This window comes from Pseudomonas putida (assembly GCF_004357765.1).
Lineage (GTDB): Bacteria > Pseudomonadota > Gammaproteobacteria > Pseudomonadales > Pseudomonadaceae > Aquipseudomonas > Aquipseudomonas putida_U.
In genome coordinates this window covers 172669-192326 of the sequence record NZ_SMTE01000009.1, presented here as the reverse complement: position 1 = coordinate 192326, position 19658 = coordinate 172669, and the positions used below count along the sequence as shown (strand labels likewise).

Sequence of the window (19658 nt, the reverse complement as noted above, 5' to 3'; positions counted from 1 at the left end):
CTGGGCGGCGGCGGACATCTCGTGGATAGCCGTGGCGACCTGGTCGGTTTCCTCGCGCTGACGCTGCATGGCTTGTTCGGAACGCATCGTCTGCTGGGTCGCCTGCTCCACCAGGCCGGCAAGGTCGGTGGTCATCTGTGCAATCTGACGCACCATGCCATGGATCTTTTCGACGAAGCGGTTGAACGAGGCGGCCAGGTCACCCAGTTCGTCGCGGCTGGTGATAGCCAGACGGTGGGTCAGGTCGCCGTCGCCGGCCGCGATATCGTCGAGGTTGCTCTTGAGCACGCGCAGGGGGCGCACGATGCTGTTGGCGAGCCAGGCCCCCACTGCGGCGGTGGCCAGCAGCAGCACCAGGGTCACCACGAAAACGCTGATCAGAATGCTGCGGGTGCGCTTGTCGACCGCCGCCTGCTCCAGGGCCATGGCCGCATCGATGTCGTCCATGTTGATCGCACTGCCCAGTACCAGGTCCCATTTCGGCAGGTACACGGTATAACCGAGCTTAGGCACGAGCACCGTCTCATCGCCCGGCTTTGGCGCCTGGTAGTCGATGTAGTGGGTGCCGTTCTTGGCTACCTCGACGAAGGTCTGGTAGTGGTAGGAGCCATCGGGATCGCGCTTGTTCCAGAAGCTCGTGCCGATGCCCGCCGGGCTATCGCCGCGGAAGACCCGCACACCCTTGGTGTCGTAGCCGAAGAAGTAGCCCTCTTCACCGAACTTGACCGGTTTGAGCAGCGCCAGCGCCTTGTCGCGGGCCTGCAGATCGCCTGGGGCGGAAGCCTCGTGCAGCGGCTGGATGGTGGTCAGAGCCACGTCCACGTAGTTCTTCAATACCTGGCGGTTGCGCTCCACCAGTTTTTCGCGTCCTTCCCGCATTTCTGTCGTCGCACTGCGCTGCAACATCCACGAAGCGACGCCGCTTAGAATCAGGGCGAAGAGCAATGCGGGGACGATGGCTAGACAGAGCAACTTGCTCTTGACTGTAAGCTTCATGGACAGATCACCTCCAGGCTGTGTGGATATGTCCTATCGGCCGGAGGTGACACATCTTGAAAGCTTTTGATGGCATTTTGACGTCAATTTTTTGGAAAATCGATTCAGCATGGGTGTGTGAGCGGTTCACCGGAGATGTGCGTTGGGGCGCTCGGTTCCACCGACATCGCACCTCTCCAGGCATGCGCCATCAGCGCAACATCCGCCGCTCATATGCCGCCAGGACGATGCGCTCAGACTGCACCAGATAGTTTTCCAACATGCGCATGGCCTCCTCCGCCCGCCCTTCCTCGACACAGCGCAAGATCGCTGCATTCATGTCCAGATAAGGCAGGTGCAGGAATTCAGGGTCGTTGAGCACCCCGAACGCCAGCCGCAGCTCTGCCGATATCTGGCCATAGAACACCAGCAACCGCGGGCTGTCGGCCAGTTCGACGACCGCCCGATGGAACAGCATGTTGGCTGTGCCCACCCCGACCCAGTCCTTGGCTTCACGCGCTTGCATGCCGGCTTCGACCGCCTCGCGCATGTGCACTGTACCGGGGTGCAGCGGAAACCCCTGGGCGATGGCCTTGCATTCGATGAAACGCCGCACACGGTAGATGTCGATGATCGAGGCCATGTCCGGTTCGGCCACGGTCACGCCTCGGTTGGGTTCGTGCTTGAGCAAGCCCTCCCGAGTCAACACGCGAAACGCCTCGCGCAATGTGTTACGGGAAATCTGCAAGGTTTCGGCCAGCGCCGCTTCGGACAGCCGTTGCCCCGGAGCCAGTTCGCCCTCGACCAGCATGCGGCGGATTTCCTGAGTGATCGACTCCCCCAGCGTACGAGGGAGTGAGGAAGAAGCGTCGTTCATGGGCAGTCCAGAATAAGGAGATCAGACGGATATTCCCCGAGAGCTCGTTACCTGGCAAGGCACAAAGCCTGGACGTGCTTCATCCGGTAGCAGGTCTGAGTCGAAGTGTAACAATCTGGTGCACAATGATCACTCACCTTAACAGGATTGTTGAACAATGTAGCCGATATAGATCAGCAAATTGAGCACTATAAAAGGCATATGGCATGGAGATTGCTCGGCCAGGTTATCCCTCATTATAGGAATGCCGCCGTGACACAGACCGCTCTAGCGTTCAGCAAGGCCCGTCGATCGTCCCTGATAGCCGCGATATTCATGATGGCGACCTCCGCTATCGGCCCGGGTTTCCTCACCCAGACCGCCACCTTCACCGCCACGCTCGGCGCTGCGTTCGCCTTCGGTATCCTGGCCTCGATCTTGATCGACTTCGTTGTGCAGTTGAACGTCTGGCGCATTGTCAGCCTCACCCGCATGCGCGCCTCGGACCTGGCCAACGCCGCCATTCCCGGCAGCGGCTACGTGCTGGCGGTCCTGGTGATTTTCGGTGGCCTGGTGTTCGGTCTGGGCAACATCGCCGGCGCAGGGCTGGGTCTCAACGCCCTGACCGGGCTCGACCCCAGATGGGGAGGCGCGCTGAGTGCCATGGTGGCCATCGCGATCTTCTCGTCGCACCGCGCCGGCATTGCCATGGACCGCATCATGATCGCGCTGGGCACACTGAAGGTCGGCCTGATCGTGTTCGCCGCCTGCTCTACCCACCCGCCGTTGGGCGAGGCACTGCGGCAGGCGGTCTGGCCTGATTTCGTCGACTTCGCTGCTATCACCACCATCGTCGGCGGCACCGTCGGCGGCTACATCACCTATGCCGGCGCGCATCGGCTGCTGGACAAGGGCACCGTGGGCATCGAAAACATCGATGTGGTCTCCAAGGCCGCCCTTACCGGAATCCTGGTGACCGGCGTGGCGCGCTACGTGTTGTTCCTGGCGATCCTCGGCGTGGTCGCCAGCGGTGTGGTGATCGACGTATCCGGCCAGGCCGCCAACCCGGCAGCCCAGGCGTTCGGCGCAGCGGCGGGCAACGCTGGCCTGATCGCCTTCGGCCTAGTGCTCTGGGCAGCGGGAATCAGCAGCGTGATCGGCGCATCCTATACCTCGATGTCGTTCATCACCGTATTCTCCAAGCAGATCAACGAACGCATCCGCCACCGCGCCACGGTCTGTTTCATTCTGGTCGCGCTCGCCGTATACCTGACAGCAGGCAAACCGCCGGCGGCACTGCTGGTGTTCGCCGGGGGCTTCAACGGGCTGATCCTGCCGCTGGGCCTGAGCATCTTCATGTACGTCGGCTGGCGCCGCTCCGACCTGATGGGTGGCTATCACTACCCGCGCTGGTTACTGGTGCTGGGCGCGCTGACTTGCCTGCTGTCGTGGTACATGGCATTCAAGTCGGCCGGTGCCATTTTCGCCTTCATCAACGCAGCCTGAGACTGCTTAGGAGACCCTGTTCATGCCTGCCATCGACCTTAACAGCGACCTCGGCGAAAGCTTCGGCGCCTGGAGCATGGGCGACGATGCCGCGATGCTCGAAATCGTCACCAGCGCCAATGTCGCCTGCGGTTTCCATGCCGGTGATCCCGCCGGAATCCTGCGTACCCTGCAAGCTGCAGCCGCCCGTGGCGTGGCCGTGGGCGCCCATGTGTCGTATCCCGATCTGGTCGGCTTTGGCCGGCGCAACATGAGCGTGCCCGCCGAGCAGCTGAGCGCCGACGTCATCTACCAGATCGGTGCCCTGCAAGGCCTGGCCCGCAGCGTCGGCACCCAGGTCAGCTACGTCAAACCCCACGGTGCGCTGTACAACACCATCGCCGCCGACCCGGTTCAGGCGGCGGCAGTGATCCAGGCGGTGCTGCGCCTGGATCCGCAGCTCAAGCTGGTATGCCTGGCCAACTCGCCGTTGATCGGCTGGGCCACCGAAGCGGGCCTGGCGTGCGTCGCCGAGGCTTTCGCCGACCGCGCCTACACCGCCCAGGGCACCCTGGTTGCGAGGGGGCGCCCCGGCGCCGTGCTGCACGATGCCGAGCTGATCGCCCAGCGCATGTTGCGCCTGGTGCGCGATGGCGAGATCGAGGCCGAGGACGGCCAGGTCATCCGCCTGCAAGCCGACTCGATCTGCGTGCACGGGGACAGCCCTGACGCCGTCGATATCGCCCGCTGCGTCAAGCAATGCCTGCTCAAAGCCGGTACCACCCTCCGCGCGTTTTCCTGAGGCCGTCCATGAATCCATTCGAGCAAGCCCGCAAGGCCGCCGTAGCCGCACGCGCCCGTTACCGTGACGGCCTGGTCTCGCCCACCGCCGGCCATGCGCCCGGCCTGACCCAGTGCAACATGATCTGCCTGCCACGTGAGTGGGCCTACGACTTCCTGCTCTTCGCCCAACGCAACCCGCAAGCCTGCCCGGTGCTCGATGTCACCGAACCCGGCGATCATTCGACCTTCCTCGCCGCTGACGCCGACCTGCGCACCGACCTGCCGTTGTATCGCGTCTGGCGTGACGGCGCACTGGTCGGAGAAGTCAGCGATGCTCGCCAGTTGTGGGCCGAGCATGACGACCTGGTCAGTTTCCTGATCGGTTGCAGCTTCACTTTCGAGCATGACTTGCTCGAAGCCGGCATCGATGTGCGCCACATCAGCGAGGGCTGCAACGTGCCGATGTACCGCACCAACCGCGCCTGCCGCCCGGCCGGCCGCCTGCAAGGCGACATGGTGGTATCGATGCGCCCGATAGCGGCCGACCGGGTAGCCGACGCGGCAAAGATTACCGGTCGCTACCCCGGCGTACACGGCGCGCCGGTGCATGTCGGTGAGCCCGGCCTGCTCGGTATCGCCGACATCGCCCGACCCGACTTCGGCGACGCGGTGACCATCAAACCGGGGGAGATCCCGGTGTTCTGGGCGTGCGGCGTCACTCCCCAGGCGGTGGTCATGGCATCGAAGGTGCCGTTCGCGATCTCTCACGCGCCAGGCCACATGTTCATCACCGACGTCCCCGACAGCCATTACCACGTATAGGAGTGGACCATGCGTTTCTATCCGGTCAGCCTGAATGCGTTGCTGGTCGAGCTGGCGAATCTGGACGAGACCCTCGCCCTGTTCGACGCCTTGCAGCAAGCGCCGATCGCTGGCGTAGAAGAGATCGTGCCCGCCGCCCGGACCTTGCTGGTGTACTTTCGCCCAGGCGCGATCAGCCGCGAGGCACTTGCTGCACAGATCGCCGAGCGTGATCTGAGCAGCAAAACGCGCGGGGCCGGCAAGCTCATCGAGATCCCGGTGCATTACAACGGCGAAGACCTCGACGACGTGGCACGCGAACTGGGCATCAGCCGCGATGAAGTGATCCGCCGTCATACCGGCAGCGACTACAGCGTTGCCTTCTGCGGGTTTGCTCCAGGCTTTGCCTACCTCAGTGGCGGTGCCGGCTTCGTGGTGCCCCGGCGCAGCACCCCGCGCACCCGCATTCCGGCTGGCGCAGTGGCATTGGCCGGCGGTTTCAGCGGCATCTACCCACAGGCCAGCCCTGGCGGCTGGCAGATCATTGGCGTCACCGCCACGCGCATGTGGGACCTGGAGCGCGATGAGCCTGCCCTGCTGCAACCAGGTCATCGTGTTCGCTTCGTCGATGCCGGGCCGCAGGCTGCCCCCCAGGTGCAAGTACCTGAGCCAGTGCAGTCGGTCGAGTCTGCCACCGGACCCCATCTGGAAATCGTCTCGTCGGGCTTGCAGACCCTGTTCCAGGACCTCGGCCGCCCGGGTCGCGCCGGCCAGGGCGTGTCTGCCTCCGGCGCCCTCGACCGAGGAGCACTGCGGGCGGCCAACCGAGCGGTGGGCAACGACCCGGCCAGTGCCTGCCTGGAAGTACTGATGGGCGGCTTGAGCTTCGTATGCCATGGTCAGACCGTGGCGGCGGTGACCGGTGCCAACAGCGTAATCGAAGTCCGGACCCTCAGTGGCCAGCGGCTACGCCCTGCCCTGTATGCGCCATTCATCCTGCAGGCCGGCGACCAGGTCAGTTTGCAGGCGCCGAGTGCCGGCTTGCGCAACTACCTGGCCATCCGTGGTGGCTTCAGCGCGACTCCCGTACTCGGCAGCCTGGCTACCGACACCCTGGCCCAGGTCGGTCCCAAAGCGGTGGCTGCCGGTGATCGCCTGGGGTTCAACACCCGTGTCGGTGGCACTGCGGTCTCACTCGATGAACAACCCGCCTTCGCCATGCCGCGCCCAGGAGAAGTCGTCAGCCTGGATGTAGTGATGGGCCCACGCAGCGACTGGTTCACCTCCCAGGCCCAGGCGTTGCTGGCCGAACAGCAATGGCAGGTGACCCCACAGTCCAATCGCATCGGCATTCGCCTTGCCGGCGAACAGCCGCTACAGCGCGCCATCGACGGTGAATTGCCCAGCGAAGGCACCAGCGTCGGCGCCATCCAGGTACCGCCCAGCGGTCAGCCCGTGCTGTTCCTGGCCGACCATCCGCTGACTGGCGGCTACCCGGTGATCGCCGTGGTCGCCCCGCATCACTTGGACTTGGCCGGGCAGATCCCGGTCAACGCACAAATTCGCTTCAACCCGCTGGGCACTTTCGAGCCCGTGCAGCCTGCCCCTTCCAACGAGATCCAAGCCCGATGAAAAAGGTCCTGATTGCCAACCGTGGCGAAATCGCCGTGCGTATCGCCCGCGCCTGTCGTGACTATGGCGTCGCCAGCGTGGCGGTATACGCCGACGCCGACATCGATGCCCTGCACGTGCGCCAGGCCGACGAAGCCTACGCACTCGATGGCCAACGCCCAGCCGACAGCTACCTGAACATCGACAAACTGCTGGCCGTGGCGGCCCGAGCCGGTGCCGATGCGGTACACCCCGGCTACGGCTTCCTCTCCGAGCGTGCCGACTTCGCCCGCGCGGTGCTCGCCGCCGGGCTGACCTGGATCGGCCCTAACCCCGACACCATCGATGCCCTCGGCGACAAGGTGCAGGCCCGGCGCATCGCCCTCAAGGTCGGCGCACCGCTGGTGGCCGGTACCGAAGACCCGGTCAAGGATGCCGCCGAGGTCCTGGCCTTCGCCGAGCGCCATGGCCTGCCGATCGCCATCAAAGCCGCCTTCGGTGGTGGCGGTCGTGGTCTCAAGGTGGCCTGGAACCTCGACGAAGTCAGCGACCTGTATGCGTCTGCGGTACGAGAGGCGGTCACTGCCTTTGGCCGTGGCGAGTGTTTCGTAGAGCGGTTCCTGGACCGCCCACGCCACATCGAGGCGCAGATCATTGCCGACCGCCATGGCCGGGTCGAAGTGGTCGGCACCCGCGACTGCTCGCTGCAGCGGCGTAACCAGAAACTCATCGAGGAAGCTCCTGCGCCCTATCTGGACGACAGCCTGCGTCAACGTATCCATGACTCGGCCCGCAAAATCTGCGCCGAAGCAGGTTATGTCGGCGCCGGCACAGTCGAATTCCTGCTGAGCAGCGATGGCACCCTGTCGTTCCTGGAGGTCAATACCCGACTGCAGGTCGAGCACCCGGTCACCGAGGAAACCAGCGGCATCGATCTGGTGATCGAACAGTTGCGCATCGCCGATGGCCTACCGCTGTCGTTCCAGGGTACCCCTGCGCCACGTGGTCACAGTTTCGAGTTCCGCATCAATGCCGAGGATGCGGCCAACGGCTTCCTGCCCACACCAGGCGCCATCGAGCGCTTCCTGGCACCGAGCGGACCGGGTGTGCGCCTTGACAGCGGCGTGGTCGAGGGGTCGAGGGTATCGGCCAATTTCGACTCGATGATCGCCAAGCTGATCGTGACCGGCGCCACCCGTGAGCAGGCCATCCGCCGCGCTCGCCGCGCTCTGGCAGAATTCACCATCGAAGGCGTGGCCTCGGTGTTGCCGTTCCACCGGGCCGTGATGGACCACCCGGACTTTACCGACGATGGCACCTTCGCCGTGCACACCCGCTGGATCGAGACCGACTTCGCCGAACGCATCGACATCGCCCCACGTGCCGCCATCAGCGCTGATGACGCGGTGCTGCGCACGTTCGTCGAAATCGATGGCAAGCGCCATGCGCTGGGCCTGCCGGCGGGATTGCTGGCGGGTATCAACCTCGCTGGCGCGGCCCCCTTGGCAGACGCCCCTGCCGCCGCTGGGGCGCTGGACGAGCGCGCCGTGCTCACACCCGTGGCCGGCAACCTGCACGCCTGGGTAGCAGAGCACGGCGCCCGAGTAGAGGCTGGCCAGGTCATCGCGGTCATGGAAGCGATGAAGATGGAAACCTCGATCCTCGCGCCTTGCGCCGGCATCCTGACCATTGCCGCGCAGCCCGGCCACTATTGCGACGCCCGTGCCTGCATCGGCCGAATCGACTGACAGTCGCCTCCCACAGGATCCGCGCAACGGCTCAAGTGGACGCGTGACACGTGGGCGTTGCGGCTCGGCTTGGGGTTCTATTCATTGACCCGACGTAACAACCCGCTCCCTTCATGCCGAGCCAGGATGCGCAGGAGCTGATCGACCAACGTACGGTCCGGCGCTTCGAGGTGAAAGTGATGCCCGCCAGGATGCCAGGAGACCTTGGCCTGGCTCGGCAAGGCATCCTTGCGCTGGGCGAAACCGTTGTCGGCGAATGCCCCCTGGCGGCCGAGCATCAAGTAGAGCGGGCAGCGGATCTGGCGCAGCAGGTCGCAGGCTTCGCGCTCGGTCAGGGGCATGGGCTCAGGCAGCACCAGACGTGGGTCGTGACGCCAGCAGTAGCCATCGCTCAGTTGCAGTAGATCGCGCAGAGCCAGCAAACGCGTCGCATCGTCCGACAGTTCGCCATCCAAGCGCTTGCGCCGTTGTTCAAGGGCAGCTTCGAGGTCGTCGAAACGGCTGCCGTGGGGCTCGCTGAAGCCCTGCGCCTGGCTGCGCTGGACCATGCGCTTGAGCCGGTAGGCTCGCGCCAGATGCTGCACGCGATCATCGTCAGCCACGGTGAACGGCGCGCCCATGCCGTCGAGGAAAATCATACTGGCGATCCCGCTGGTCATGGCCGCCAGCAGCGATGCGACACCGCTGCCCATACCATGGGCGAGCACATGAAATTGCGCCAACCCCAGACTGTCGGTGACTGCCAGCATGTCTTCGGCATGTTCCCACAGGTAGTAGCCGCTGTCGTGGCGACGGTGGTCCGAACGGCCATGCCCGACGAGGTCGGGGGCGACCACGAAACAACCCTCGAGCATCGGCGCCAAGCGCTCGAACGACGCAGCGTTATCCAGCCAACCGTGCAAGGCCAACAGCGGAATGCCGTCTTCCGGGCCCCAGGTGCGTACAGCCACCTCGATGCCATTTAAGTCCAGCAGATGGTCCCTTGGACCGAACCGCGAATGCATACGCTTTCTCCCTGGCTTGCGCCTGGCGCCCGCGCGTCAGGCCGGCACCCTACAGTGCCCCAGGTCGCCCGCGCGCGCTGGCCCCTCGCCGACCGTCGCATGTGCGTGACCGACCCGGGTGCAAGGCACTAGCCCGATACCGCTCAAGGCCAAAGGCGTTGGGTTCTGATGGGCATTCCTCGACTATTGGAATGCCTCCATGACCCCGCCGCTGCACCACGCACAGATCGTGCGCACCCTCCCCGCCTGGAGCAAGACGCTCCATCCTGACCATGTTCAGCCGATCCTGAGCCGCCTGCGCAAGGAATACCTGGACAAGCAGGGGCAACCTTATGCCTGGTTTAGCCAGGCCAGTCCTGTCGCTCAGCAGGCCATTCGTGACGCCATCACCTTGCGCGACCAGCGGCGTCAGGCCTTGCATGCCGCGCTGGCGCCGCTCAAGGGTATCGTCGAATTCTGCGAGCCGTTGCTAAGCGCAGGCCTGGGCGATGAGGTGTCGGTGACCGAAGCATGCTTCGTCCATCAACCCTTCGAGCTGAAAAAGCCCACCACAGGTCCGTCTCCACTGGGCCAGACCCCGCCTCGGGAACGATCCCCCGTGATACCCAAGGGCGCAGCGCAGACACGCACCCTGCTGGAAGCCGCACTGCACAACTTCACCGCTGACACTGAAGTCCAACCGCTGGATCGTCTGCAACGCAGTGCCATGGACATCCAGCCAATACCAGGTCTGACGCTGGCCAGTTTCATCAGACATTGTCGCCAACTCGACCTGGGTCAGTCCTATCAGCGCCATCTGGCCACCGTGCTCGACCACGCCAAGGACTCGCTACCGACCCTATGGCGCCAGGCAAACCAAGCGGAACTGCGCGTCCAGGCGCGCATCGCTCATGTGCGCGGCAGACTCAGCGACGCCGGTCTGACGGCCATCGAGCAGCTGTGTGCAGGTGTCAGGACGCCGCGCTACGGTACACGGGCCGTGCGCTGTTGGCGGATGAACCTGGAAACCGTCGATCTGCACGAACTGCTGCTGATCGGCCCAGACGCCGGCAGCGGGTCGAGCCCGATCATCGTCTATCTGCCCAGCGAAGCCGGCGGCAGCGTACACGAGTACGCCTCGCGCGCGCATGCCACCCGCGTACTGCGCCAAGCGCTGGCCGATAGCGCATGGCGTCGGCGCCTCATCACGCTGGCACCTCTGACGCTGCAGCCTGTACTGGAACGGGCTTTACGCAAAAAGCTGTTCGCCAAGCCAGACGAAGCCAAGAATCCTAGGCCCAAGGTGCACCTGACGATCGACATCAGCCAACTGCCCGAGCAACCTTGGTCGCAGCTGTATACGTTGCATGTACTACGACTCAAGGGCGACGCCAGGACGATTGCCGTGCCGACCGCCGACGTCGATGCCAAACAGCGCTTGGCAAGCTTGACCCACTGGCTGGAGGCCGGCCTGACCGTACTCAACGTTGCGGCGATGTTCGTGCCTGCCTTGAACCCTCTGATGATGGCCCTGGGTGCCGCGCAGATCATGGGCAGTGTTTTCCACGGTATCGAGGCCTGGGAAGAAGGCGACAATGCCCAGGCCCTGGCCCAGGTCGAGTCGATTCTGCTCAATGTGGTGAGCGTTGCTGCCGTAGCTGGCGCGGGCGTCACACTGCAGCGGGCAGGCTTCGTCGACGCTCTGCGCAGCGTCGTGGATGAGGGCCGGGAACGGCTGTGGTCGGCGTCGCTCGAAGGCTATCGCAGCGACACGCCCTTGGCCGAGCACGCGGTTCCCGACTCGCGGGGCGTTTACCTGCAAGATGAACGCCGCTTCATCCGTATCGAAGGTGAGGTGTTCGAGGCGCTGCAAGGCGCCAATGGCCAATTGCGCGTGCGCCATCCGCGCGGCGGCTACGCCCCGCGCCTATGCAGCAATGGCCACGGCGCCTGGCGCTTGACGGCGCAAAGCCCGCTGGACTGGAGCGATGGGCAGTTGCTGCGCCGTTTCGGACCGGTGGCCGATGGCCTGGACGACGATGCCCTGTCCTTCGCCATGCACAGCACCGAAACCACAGCGGACAGCCTGCGCTATACCCACATCGATCAGCAACCTCCACCCGCGCGGCTGGCCGATAGCCTGACGCGCCTCGATTGCGATGGTGAAACCGGTGCGCTCATCGAAGCCGTGCGCCACGGTCGCCCCCTGGCGGCCTACAAGCACTATGCCGTCGCTGAGCTACCCCACTTGCCCGGCTGGCCGCAAGACCATGGGCTCAAGGTCTTCGCTGGTCCAGAGCCCTGGGGACTGGCAAACCACTATTCGCCGCCAGGCCCACGCCCCCGGGTAGAAATAGTCCTCACCCAGGGCGATCTGGAAAGCGGCCAGCTCAGCGCGACGGTACTGGCACAGCTCGACGAATCGGCACGGGCCTCGCTGCGCGGCAATGCCGCAACGCTGGCCGCCAGCGACCTGGACGAACGCCTCGCCCTGCGTCTGCAGAACCGCCGTCACAGCCTGTTCACCAGTCTCTACCAACAACGACAGCCGCAGCTGGACGACACCCATGTCCCCATCGCCCGGCAGTTTCCGAGCTTGCCGGGCCAGGCAGTACTTGAACTCGAAGCCCATGCCACAGTCGCCGAGCGCTCGCGCCTGGCGGCAGGCCGGGTGCCGCTGCGCCTTGCCGAGGAGGCCCGTTTGCTGCAACGCCAGGTGCGCCTGGATCGAGCACTGGCCGGGTTGTTCCGCCCTGGGCTGGCCAACGCCGACAGCCGCATGCTGAACCAATCCCTGCTGGCCGAACACCCTGGTGCCACGCCTGAGCGGATCCTGCAACTGGCACTGGCCGACCGCGAGCATTGCGCCGCGCTGCTCGGTCAGCGCGTGCCACGCCCGGGATTCAGATCACCCATGCGTCTGAGCGATGGTCGGATCGGCTACCCGCTGAGTGGCCGTCCGCGGTTGTTCGAGCGCTTGCGAAACCTGAGTCGCAATATTCCCGACGAGCGCTTGCAGGAGCTGTTTCCTGGCCTGACCGCAGGTGAGCGACGCGAGTTGCTACAGCGCCTGCGCGAACGCGGCGATGTCGGCCAGCAGATCACAGCCCTGCAACGCGAGCAGGAAGCCCTGGATGCAACCTTGCAGGCTTGGGAGAACGCCGCCGAGGCGCCGTATCGACGGGCACACGCCCGGGTACGCCAGCAGTTGAACCGAGCCTGGCGCGCCGATCCTCCGGCAATCTCCCGGCAACACCGAGCAGCCGGCGGCACGGCACTGGAGCTCAGCCTGGAAGGGGTACAGTCGCTGCCGCCGCTGCTGCCTGCACGCTTCGACCACGTCGCTTCGTTGTCGCTGTACGGCCCGATGCAACACCTTCCTGCAGGGATCCTGCAGAGTTTCCCGTACTTGCAGACGCTGCGTATTGCCTTCGCAGGGCCAGGCCTCGACTCAGCGTCCGTATTCCAGGCCCTGCGCAACACGCCTCGACTACGGGTACTGGCGCTTCCCTCCAACGGCCTGACGATGCTCACCGACGAGGCCCGTCGAGCGCTGCAACAACTGACTGAACTGCGCCAGCTCGACCTGAGCAGCAATGCGCTGAACCTGGCGACAGAAGACATCGACCTGCTCAACCGCCTACCGCTGGAACATCTGCGCCTGCGCCACAACCAGATCAGCCTGGACGCGGCGCAGGCCGAGCGTTTTGGGCAGATGACCAGGCTGCAAACCCTGGACCTCTCGGCCAACCCGCAAATCGGCGAAGTGCCGAACCTGGCCAGGCTGTTGCGGCTGCGCTCACTGAACATGAGCCAGTGCGGCCTGACGTCCTGGCCAGCGAGCCTGATGGAGCTGATGGCCAACCCCAACAGTCAGTTGCGCAGCGTGATCCTCGGCGACAATCGGATCACCGACATTCCCAACCTCGATCATCTGCTGGACACGCCTTACTTTCGCACCCTCGGCCCCGGGCAGAGGGCGTTGCTGTGGCGCCTGGACCTGAGCTTCAATGGCCTGCGCCCTCGGGCTGCGCAACGCTTGCGCGCCGCTGGCGCCAGAATCGACGAGGTGGACGGGTTCCTGCCCGCAGACCAGGCAGTGAACTGGCTGGATCACGCCGACATGGCTCAGCAACGCACTTGGCGCGACCTGTTCGACAATGGCGAAAACGCTTCGCTACGTGAAGTGATCGAACGCCTCGGCCGTTCCGCGCAGGCGCGGGGCAATCCCGAAACCTTGAGCGATCAAGTCTGGCGGATGCTCACCCGGGCCAGCGAAAACACCCAACTGCGCAACCGCCTCGAAGAAGTCGCCGCGCAGTTCCCGGCCACCTGCGGCGATGCCGGAGCGGACGGTTTCAGCACGTTGGAAGTGGAACTGCTCGCCTTCGATGAAAGCGCTGACGGTGAGATCCGCGGCCCGCACTTGTTCAACTTTTACCGTCGGCTCTTTCGCCGCGAGCAGGTCAACGTGCTCACCAGCCGCATCTACACCGCTCGTGCGGCTCGCCAGGCAGCGCACCGGGCGTGGTTGGAAATGCAGACCGACCGTCAACCCAACATGCCAGACCTTCCGCCTCTGGATGACCTGGATGATCTGAGCCTGGAGCAACTGGAACAGAGCATGGTCGACGAGATCGAGATCCGCCTGGCGCTTCGCCAGGCGCTGGCCCAGGAGCTGGAGTTCCCGGAGCCCAGCCAGGACATGCTTTACCGGCAAACCGCCCAAATATCGGCGCAAGTCGAAGACAACGTCGGCGAAGCCGTGCGCCTGATCGATGAAGGCGCACGGGCTCGGCGTCGCTGGATTGCCCGTCAGCCCAGCTGGATGCGCTTCCTGGAGCAACGCTTCGCAGACAGCTTCGAAACCGTCAAGGGGGAATGGAGCGACGCCCAGGAATACCTCGACCATTGCGCCGACCCCAGCAGCGAGCCGCCTGCCGGGCTTGCGCCGGCCGTCGTGGGCGAGCTCACGACCGCTCTATCGGCTTCGCCGCTGGACGACCAAGGGCGATTGCGGCGCATTGCACTCAACTCCGAGCGCTACGATCAGGCGTCACGTGCCGTCGCCGGCGCGCGGGAAGCGGCACTCGATGCCCTGTACCTGCGCCTGACCGCCGAGCAGGATCCCAACGGTTGAGCGCCCTACTGGCCGCGCAGGTCCTCGAAGAAGGCCTGCCGGCCATCCACTTGGCTCGACGCGCGTGGCGCTGCCTGCGCCTCGCCGTTGGCCGCTTCCACATGCCAGTAGCAATGCCTGACCGCGCGCGTCACTGCCACGTAGGCCAGGCGCTGCACCTCCTCTTTCTGTGCCGTGTCGAACGGCTGGGCATCGCCGGCGCGCCCCAGCCCAGCCAAGCGGTAGACCTGGTTCTTGTAAGGCGAGCTGGTCAGGTACTGGCAATCGCCGAGCATGAACACGGCATGGGCCTGCAGGCCTTTGGCGCTGTGATAGGTCAGCTGACGCAGGCGTCGCTGCTCGGCTGGCAGCAGCGCTTCGGCGTGCAGCACCTGCTGCAAGTGGTCGCTCATCAAGGCTTTGTCACTGCCCTTGCGGTACAGCATCATCACCGACTCGCCGCGCTGGTAGTGTTCGAGCAGTGTCTCGCCCAAGGCCGCCTCATCACGATCGAACACCCGTACCGGCGCGCCCGGCAATTGCGCGGCAGGCCCGCTGGCCCGGGCTTTTTTCCCGGCGATCGCCGGGGTGCCCTTGACCAGGTGTTCGGCGGCATCGATCACCTGCTGTTGGCAGCGATAGTTGTCGACCAGCATCACCCGGGTATTGGCCGGCGATGGGAAGGCTTTGCTGAACTCCATGAAGTACTTGGGCGAGCTGCCCCGCCAACCGTAGATCGACTGCCAATCGTCTCCGACGCACATCAGCGAGCTGTGCTGGGCATTGCGACCGGTATGCATGGCCGGGCCACGGCGGCGGATCTCGGCAAGGCAGGCGCGCAGCCAACTGACGATCTGCGGCGAGACATCCTGGAACTCATCGATCATCAAGTGCGCCAGCGGCCGCAGCAGAGGATCGGGAAGCAGACGCAGGTTCTCCGGATTGTTCTCGCCGAACAGGGCGAACATGCGGTTGTAGCTCATCACCGGCGGCGACAGATCCAGCAGGTGCGCCTCCAGTGCCTTCCAATACAACGCCAGGGCCTCGAAGAACAGCGCATCGCTATCCCCGCTCGGAAAGCGCATGGCGGCAACGGCGCTGTTGACGTCCAGGCCCAGGTTCTCGATGAAATTGGCCGCGCCGACGAAAGCGTCCAGCAACGGCGCGGGGGCCAACTCCCCCTTGACCTTGTACTCGAAGCCCGGCCCGGCCACCGCGTCGCCGGCCAGGGAAGCCGCCAGGCGGCGGGCCATGGCGTAGTTGTCGAGCCAGATCAGCGGTTTGTCGCAGAATGCCTGCAGCAGCGTGCGCTTGACCGCCCACTCGGCACGTACCGCCAACTTGGCACCGGGACGTTGGTACTGCGCGCTTTCGCCAGGGTCGAAGCCCAACACCACCCAGGCATCGGTGCCAGCCAAACGGCCATGGACGTGAAACCGGCTGCCGCGGATCTCGACGGTTTCCCGGCACGGCTCGATGCCCTTGATCGGCCAGGCGCCGGCAGCGAACCAGAGGTCCTCGATCACGTCGCACAGTTCTTCGTCGCGCTGGGCCGCCAACTGGGTCACCTGCACGCGTTTCTGCACATCGGGGTGATCCGGGTCCAGAGGTTTGAGTTGCAGGGCTTCGCGGCGCAGGGTGGCGATGATCTCGGCAAACCGCGGATTACCCTGCAACAGGTCTCGGTAACAGAGGTTGAGCTGCTGGCGCTGGGCGTCGTTCAGACGCAGATCGAAGGGGTTGCTCTCGCCTTCCGCTTCGCGCCCGGCCGGCAGCTCGTTGCCCAGGGTCTCGAACGCGCGGACCTGGCCGAAGCCGGGCAGGCTGCGCACCAGCGGCAGGATGCGGGAATGGAAAGTCCGCACCAGCTCGCGGGCCTGGGCCGGCTGCAGATCGAGCTGCCAGAGGGCGAAGACCTGGATCAGGCGCTTGATGAAGTCTTTGCGTGACTCGCGGGTGAAGGTCACCACGGTCATGGCGTCGAGTTCGTAGCCCAGATAATGACGCAGCAGCAGGATGCGCAGCACCAGCGACGTCGACTTGCCTGCCCCGGCCCCCGCCACCACGCAGCTGGACGGCGTGTCGCTGAAAATCAGCTTCCATTGCGCCGCGCTGGGCTGGGCTTCGGCTGGCAGGCGCTGGGCCACGTCGGCCTTGAAGCGCTTTTTCAATTCGGCAGAAAGCGGCAGGCGCCAGTCGTCGAACAGGTTGTCATCACAGCCTGGTACGGCGGCGGTCTCCGGGCGCGAGTCGCGGATCACCAGGACCTGGCGTCCGGCTTCGTAACCTTCGACCCGCCCCTGCTCCAGGCCTTCGCGCATGCCGTCAGCATGGCCGCTGCGCTGGCCGATGACATGGCCAAGGAACCACGAATCCCGGTGTTGTGCCTGCAGGCGGGTCAGCCCACGGCCCAGCAGGCGTGCCACCAAGCGGCGCAACCAAGGTAATTGTGCAGGTGGGGTCAGTTCGGCGGGGGGCTGAGGATGCTCGGACGCCACGGTCACTCCGGTGAATTGCAAGACAGCGGGCATGTTCGCCTCATCGGCAGAAAATCGCCAGCTAATGCTTGAATATCAGTGCATTAGGTGACGAACCGAAAGCAAGCGAACAATATAATCTATCTACAAATACGATTATATATAGCCGAAATTTACGCTTATTTTCGATCTTTCTTTGGCGCATCATATCGGCATTCACTGCTTGAGGAGCACGATCATGCTGCAACTGCGACCGTTCGAAAAACTGGGCCATGCCAATCACGGCTGGCTCGATGCCCACCATCACTTCTCGTTTGCCGAGTATTACGACCCGGCCCGCATGCACTGGGGCAACCTGCGCGTGTGGAACGATGACCAGATCGCCGCCGGCAGCGGTTTCCCGCCGCACCCGCACCGCGACATGGAAATCATCACCTATGTGCGCGAAGGAGCGATCACCCACGAGGACAGCCTTGGCAACAAAGGTCGGACCGAGGCCGGGGATGTGCAGGTGATGAGCGCCGGTAGCGGCATCGTGCACAGCGAGTACAACCTGGAGCAGGTCGACACGCGGATCTTCCAGATCTGGATCGTGCCTGAGCGGGTCGGTGAAGCGCCGAGCTGGGGCACCCGGCCATTTCCCAAAGGCGAGCGTGGCGAAGGTTTCGTGACGCTGGCCAGTGGCCGTGCCGGTGACGACCAGAGCCTGCAGATCCGTACCGATGCGCGCTTGGTGGCCGCGACCCTGCGTGCGGGCGAAAGCGCCGAATACCGTTTCGATGCTGGACGTCGCGGTTACCTGGTGCCAGCCAAGGGGCTGGTTGAGGTTAACGGCTTGCAGGCCAAGGCACGCGACGGTGTGGCGATCGAGCAAGAGGAGGTATTGCGGGTGACCGCAGTCGAAGATAGCGAGATCGTGCTGGTCGACGTGGCCTGATGGATTGGCCTAGGACAGCTAAACTCGCGAACAGCGCCGCCCGCGCGGCGCATCGCGGGCGGCGCTCGATCTACGCCGCCCCCTAAAACCCAACCCAAGCCCCTAAAGCTCCTAACGCTCAAGTAACCACTAGCGCGAGACTTGCTTCAGGCGATCGCTGCGTCCACCAATACCTGGGCCTCTTCGACCAAGCGCTGCAAGTGCGCCTCGTCGATGAAGCTCTCGGCGTAGATCTTGTAGATGTCCTCGGTTCCCGAAGGCCGTGCGGCGAACCAGCCGTTGGCGGTCATCACCTTCAACCCGCCAATCGCCTGGCCGTTGCCCGGGGCGTGGCTGAGGATCTGCTCGATCGGCTCGCCGGCCAGTTCCGTCGACTTGACCTGCTCGGGCGACAGCTTGCTCAGCATCGCTTTCTGTCTTGCATCGGCCTTGGCTTCGACGCGGGTGGCGTAGGGTTTGCCCAGTGCCGCGGTGAGATCGGCATACGCCTGGCTCGGGTTGCGTCCGGTGCGCGCGGTCATCTCCGCAGCCAACAGCGCCGGAATCAGGCCGTCCTTGTCGGTGGCCCATACCGAGCCGTCCAGACGCAGGAACGATGCACCTGCACTTTCCTCTCCGCCAAAGCCCAACGTGCCCTCGAACAGCCCCTGGGCGAAGAACTTGAAGCCTACCGGCACTTCGTAGAGTTCACGCCCCAAACGCGCGGTCACGCGATCGATCAGGCCACTGGATACCACAGTCTTGCCCACTGCCGCGTCACTGCGCCATTGCGGACGGTGACGGAACAGGTAGTCGATGGCCACGGCCAGGTAATTGTTCGGTTGCAGCAGGCCTTCGGCGGTGACGATGCCGTGACGGTCATGGTCCGGGTCGCAGGCGAAGGCCACGTCGAAGCGCTCGCGCAGGCCGATCAGACCTTGCATGGCATGCGGCGAGGAAGGGTCCATGCGGATCTGCCCATCCCAGTCGACGGTCATGAAGCGGAACGTTGGATCGACCTCGGTGTTCACCACTTCCAGGTCAAGCCCATAGCGCTCGGCGATCGCCGACCAATAGCGCACACCAGCACCGCCCAGCGGGTCGACGCCCAAGCGCAGATTGGCCGAACGGATCACGTCGAAGTCGATGACATGCTGCAGGTCCTCGACATAGTGGCTGACGTAGTCGTGACGCTCGGTGGTGGGAGCCAGCAACGCCTGGGCATGGTCCATGCGCTTGACCCCCTCGAGGTTGGCGGCCAGCAGCTCGTTGGCCTTGGCCTCGATCCACTTGGTCACGTCACTGTCGGCCGGGCCGCCATTGGGCGGGTTGTACTTGAAACCACCGCTTTGCGGCGGGTTGTGCGAGGGCGTGATGACGATGCCGTCGGCCAGGCCCTGATCACGCCCGCGGTTGTAGCAGAGAATGGCGTGGGACACCGCGGGGGTCGGCGTGTACTCATCGTCCTTGGAGAGCATCACCCGCACACCATTGGCAGCCAGCACTTCCAGCGCGCTGGCGGCAGCCGGCGCCGACAGGGCGTGGGTATCGGCGCCGATGAAGATCGGGCCATCGATGCCCTTCTCCCGGCGGTACAGACAAATGGCCTGGGTGATGGCCAGCACGTGATGTTCGTTGAAGCTCAGCTCCAGCGAGGTGCCTCGGTGCCCCGAGGTGCCGAAGGCCACGCGCTGGGCCGCCACGGCGGCATCTGGGCGGCCGGTGTAGTAAGCGGTGAGCAGGCGGGGAATATCGACCAGCACGCTGGCCGGTGCCGGCTTGCCTGCCAAAGGACTGAGCGTCATGCAAGAACCTCGAGTTCAACGGATGTGGGTGTTGGAACGCGCAGTGTACTGGGAGTTTCAGCGGCGTGCGATGGGGCGCCCATGGCATTTTGCCAATGC

General features: G+C 64.7%; 11 protein-coding genes and 1 pseudogene. 7 read left to right on the top strand and 5 right to left on the bottom strand.

Annotated features, from left to right (window positions below; genetic code table 11):
- Nucleotides 1-171 precede the first annotated feature (171 nt).
- Together E2H86_RS26820 and E2H86_RS15370 are read right to left on the bottom strand one after the other, a co-directional pair.
- A pseudogene (locus E2H86_RS26820) lies at nucleotides 172-879 on the bottom strand (cache domain-containing protein); the annotation flags it as partial.
- Between the two features lie 307 nt (nucleotides 880-1186).
- On the bottom strand, nucleotides 1187-1852 hold the full coding sequence (locus E2H86_RS15370; RefSeq protein WP_133329266.1) for a GntR family transcriptional regulator: 666 nt from the start codon (nucleotides 1850-1852) through the stop codon (nucleotides 1187-1189).
- Between the two features lie 252 nt (nucleotides 1853-2104).
- Between E2H86_RS15370 and E2H86_RS15365 the strand changes: the two genes are divergently transcribed.
- From E2H86_RS15365 to E2H86_RS15345, 5 genes are read left to right on the top strand one after another with little or no spacing between them, the layout of a single operon-like run.
- Nucleotides 2105-3337, top strand: coding sequence for an NRAMP family divalent metal transporter (locus E2H86_RS15365; RefSeq protein ID WP_133329264.1), 1233 nt, complete (start codon nucleotides 2105-2107; stop codon nucleotides 3335-3337).
- Between the two features lie 22 nt (nucleotides 3338-3359).
- Nucleotides 3360-4118: a LamB/YcsF family protein gene (locus tag E2H86_RS15360; protein WP_133329262.1), complete on the top strand. Its 759-nt coding sequence runs from the start codon at nucleotides 3360-3362 to the stop codon at nucleotides 4116-4118.
- A gap of 8 nt (nucleotides 4119-4126) precedes the next feature.
- Nucleotides 4127-4921, top strand: coding sequence for a putative hydro-lyase (locus E2H86_RS15355; RefSeq protein ID WP_133329260.1), 795 nt, complete (start codon nucleotides 4127-4129; stop codon nucleotides 4919-4921).
- A 9-nt stretch (nucleotides 4922-4930) separates the two neighbouring features.
- The gene (locus tag E2H86_RS15350; RefSeq protein ID WP_133329258.1) at nucleotides 4931-6532 is read left to right on the top strand and encodes a carboxyltransferase domain-containing protein; all 1602 of its coding nucleotides are present in this window, start codon (nucleotides 4931-4933) and stop codon (nucleotides 6530-6532) included.
- Entirely contained in the window at nucleotides 6529-8259 is a 1731-nt protein-coding gene (locus E2H86_RS15345; protein WP_133329256.1) for an acetyl/propionyl/methylcrotonyl-CoA carboxylase subunit alpha, read from the top strand. The genes E2H86_RS15350 and E2H86_RS15345 overlap by 4 nt, the downstream gene beginning before the upstream one ends.
- Nucleotides 8260-8336: 77 nt before the next feature.
- On the opposite strand, the gene E2H86_RS15340 is transcribed toward E2H86_RS15345, so the two are convergent.
- On the bottom strand, nucleotides 8337-9263 hold the full coding sequence (locus tag E2H86_RS15340) for an alpha/beta fold hydrolase (protein ID WP_133329254.1): 927 nt from the start codon (nucleotides 9261-9263) through the stop codon (nucleotides 8337-8339).
- Nucleotides 9264-9462: 199 nt separating this feature from the next.
- Between E2H86_RS15340 and E2H86_RS15335 the strand changes: the two genes are divergently transcribed.
- A complete protein-coding gene (locus E2H86_RS15335) occupies nucleotides 9463-14382 on the top strand; it encodes an NEL-type E3 ubiquitin ligase domain-containing protein (protein ID WP_133329252.1) in 4920 nt (1639 codons plus the stop codon).
- 5 nt (nucleotides 14383-14387) lie between these two features.
- Here the strand turns inward: E2H86_RS15335 and E2H86_RS15330 are convergent, their stop codons facing one another.
- Nucleotides 14388-16892, bottom strand: a complete 2505-nt coding sequence (locus E2H86_RS15330; RefSeq protein WP_133329250.1) for a UvrD-helicase domain-containing protein — start codon at nucleotides 16890-16892, stop codon at nucleotides 14388-14390.
- Between the two features lie 184 nt (nucleotides 16893-17076).
- On the opposite strand from E2H86_RS15330, the gene E2H86_RS15325 reads away from it, so the two are divergent.
- Entirely contained in the window at nucleotides 17077-17775 is a 699-nt protein-coding gene (locus E2H86_RS15325) for a pirin family protein (RefSeq protein ID WP_133329248.1), read from the top strand.
- 146 nt (nucleotides 17776-17921) lie between these two features.
- Here the strand turns inward: E2H86_RS15325 and pgm are convergent, their stop codons facing one another.
- On the bottom strand, nucleotides 17922-19559 hold the full coding sequence (gene pgm / locus E2H86_RS15320) for a phosphoglucomutase (alpha-D-glucose-1,6-bisphosphate-dependent) (RefSeq protein ID WP_133329246.1): 1638 nt from the start codon (nucleotides 19557-19559) through the stop codon (nucleotides 17922-17924).
- Between the last annotated feature and the right edge of the window lie 99 nt (nucleotides 19560-19658).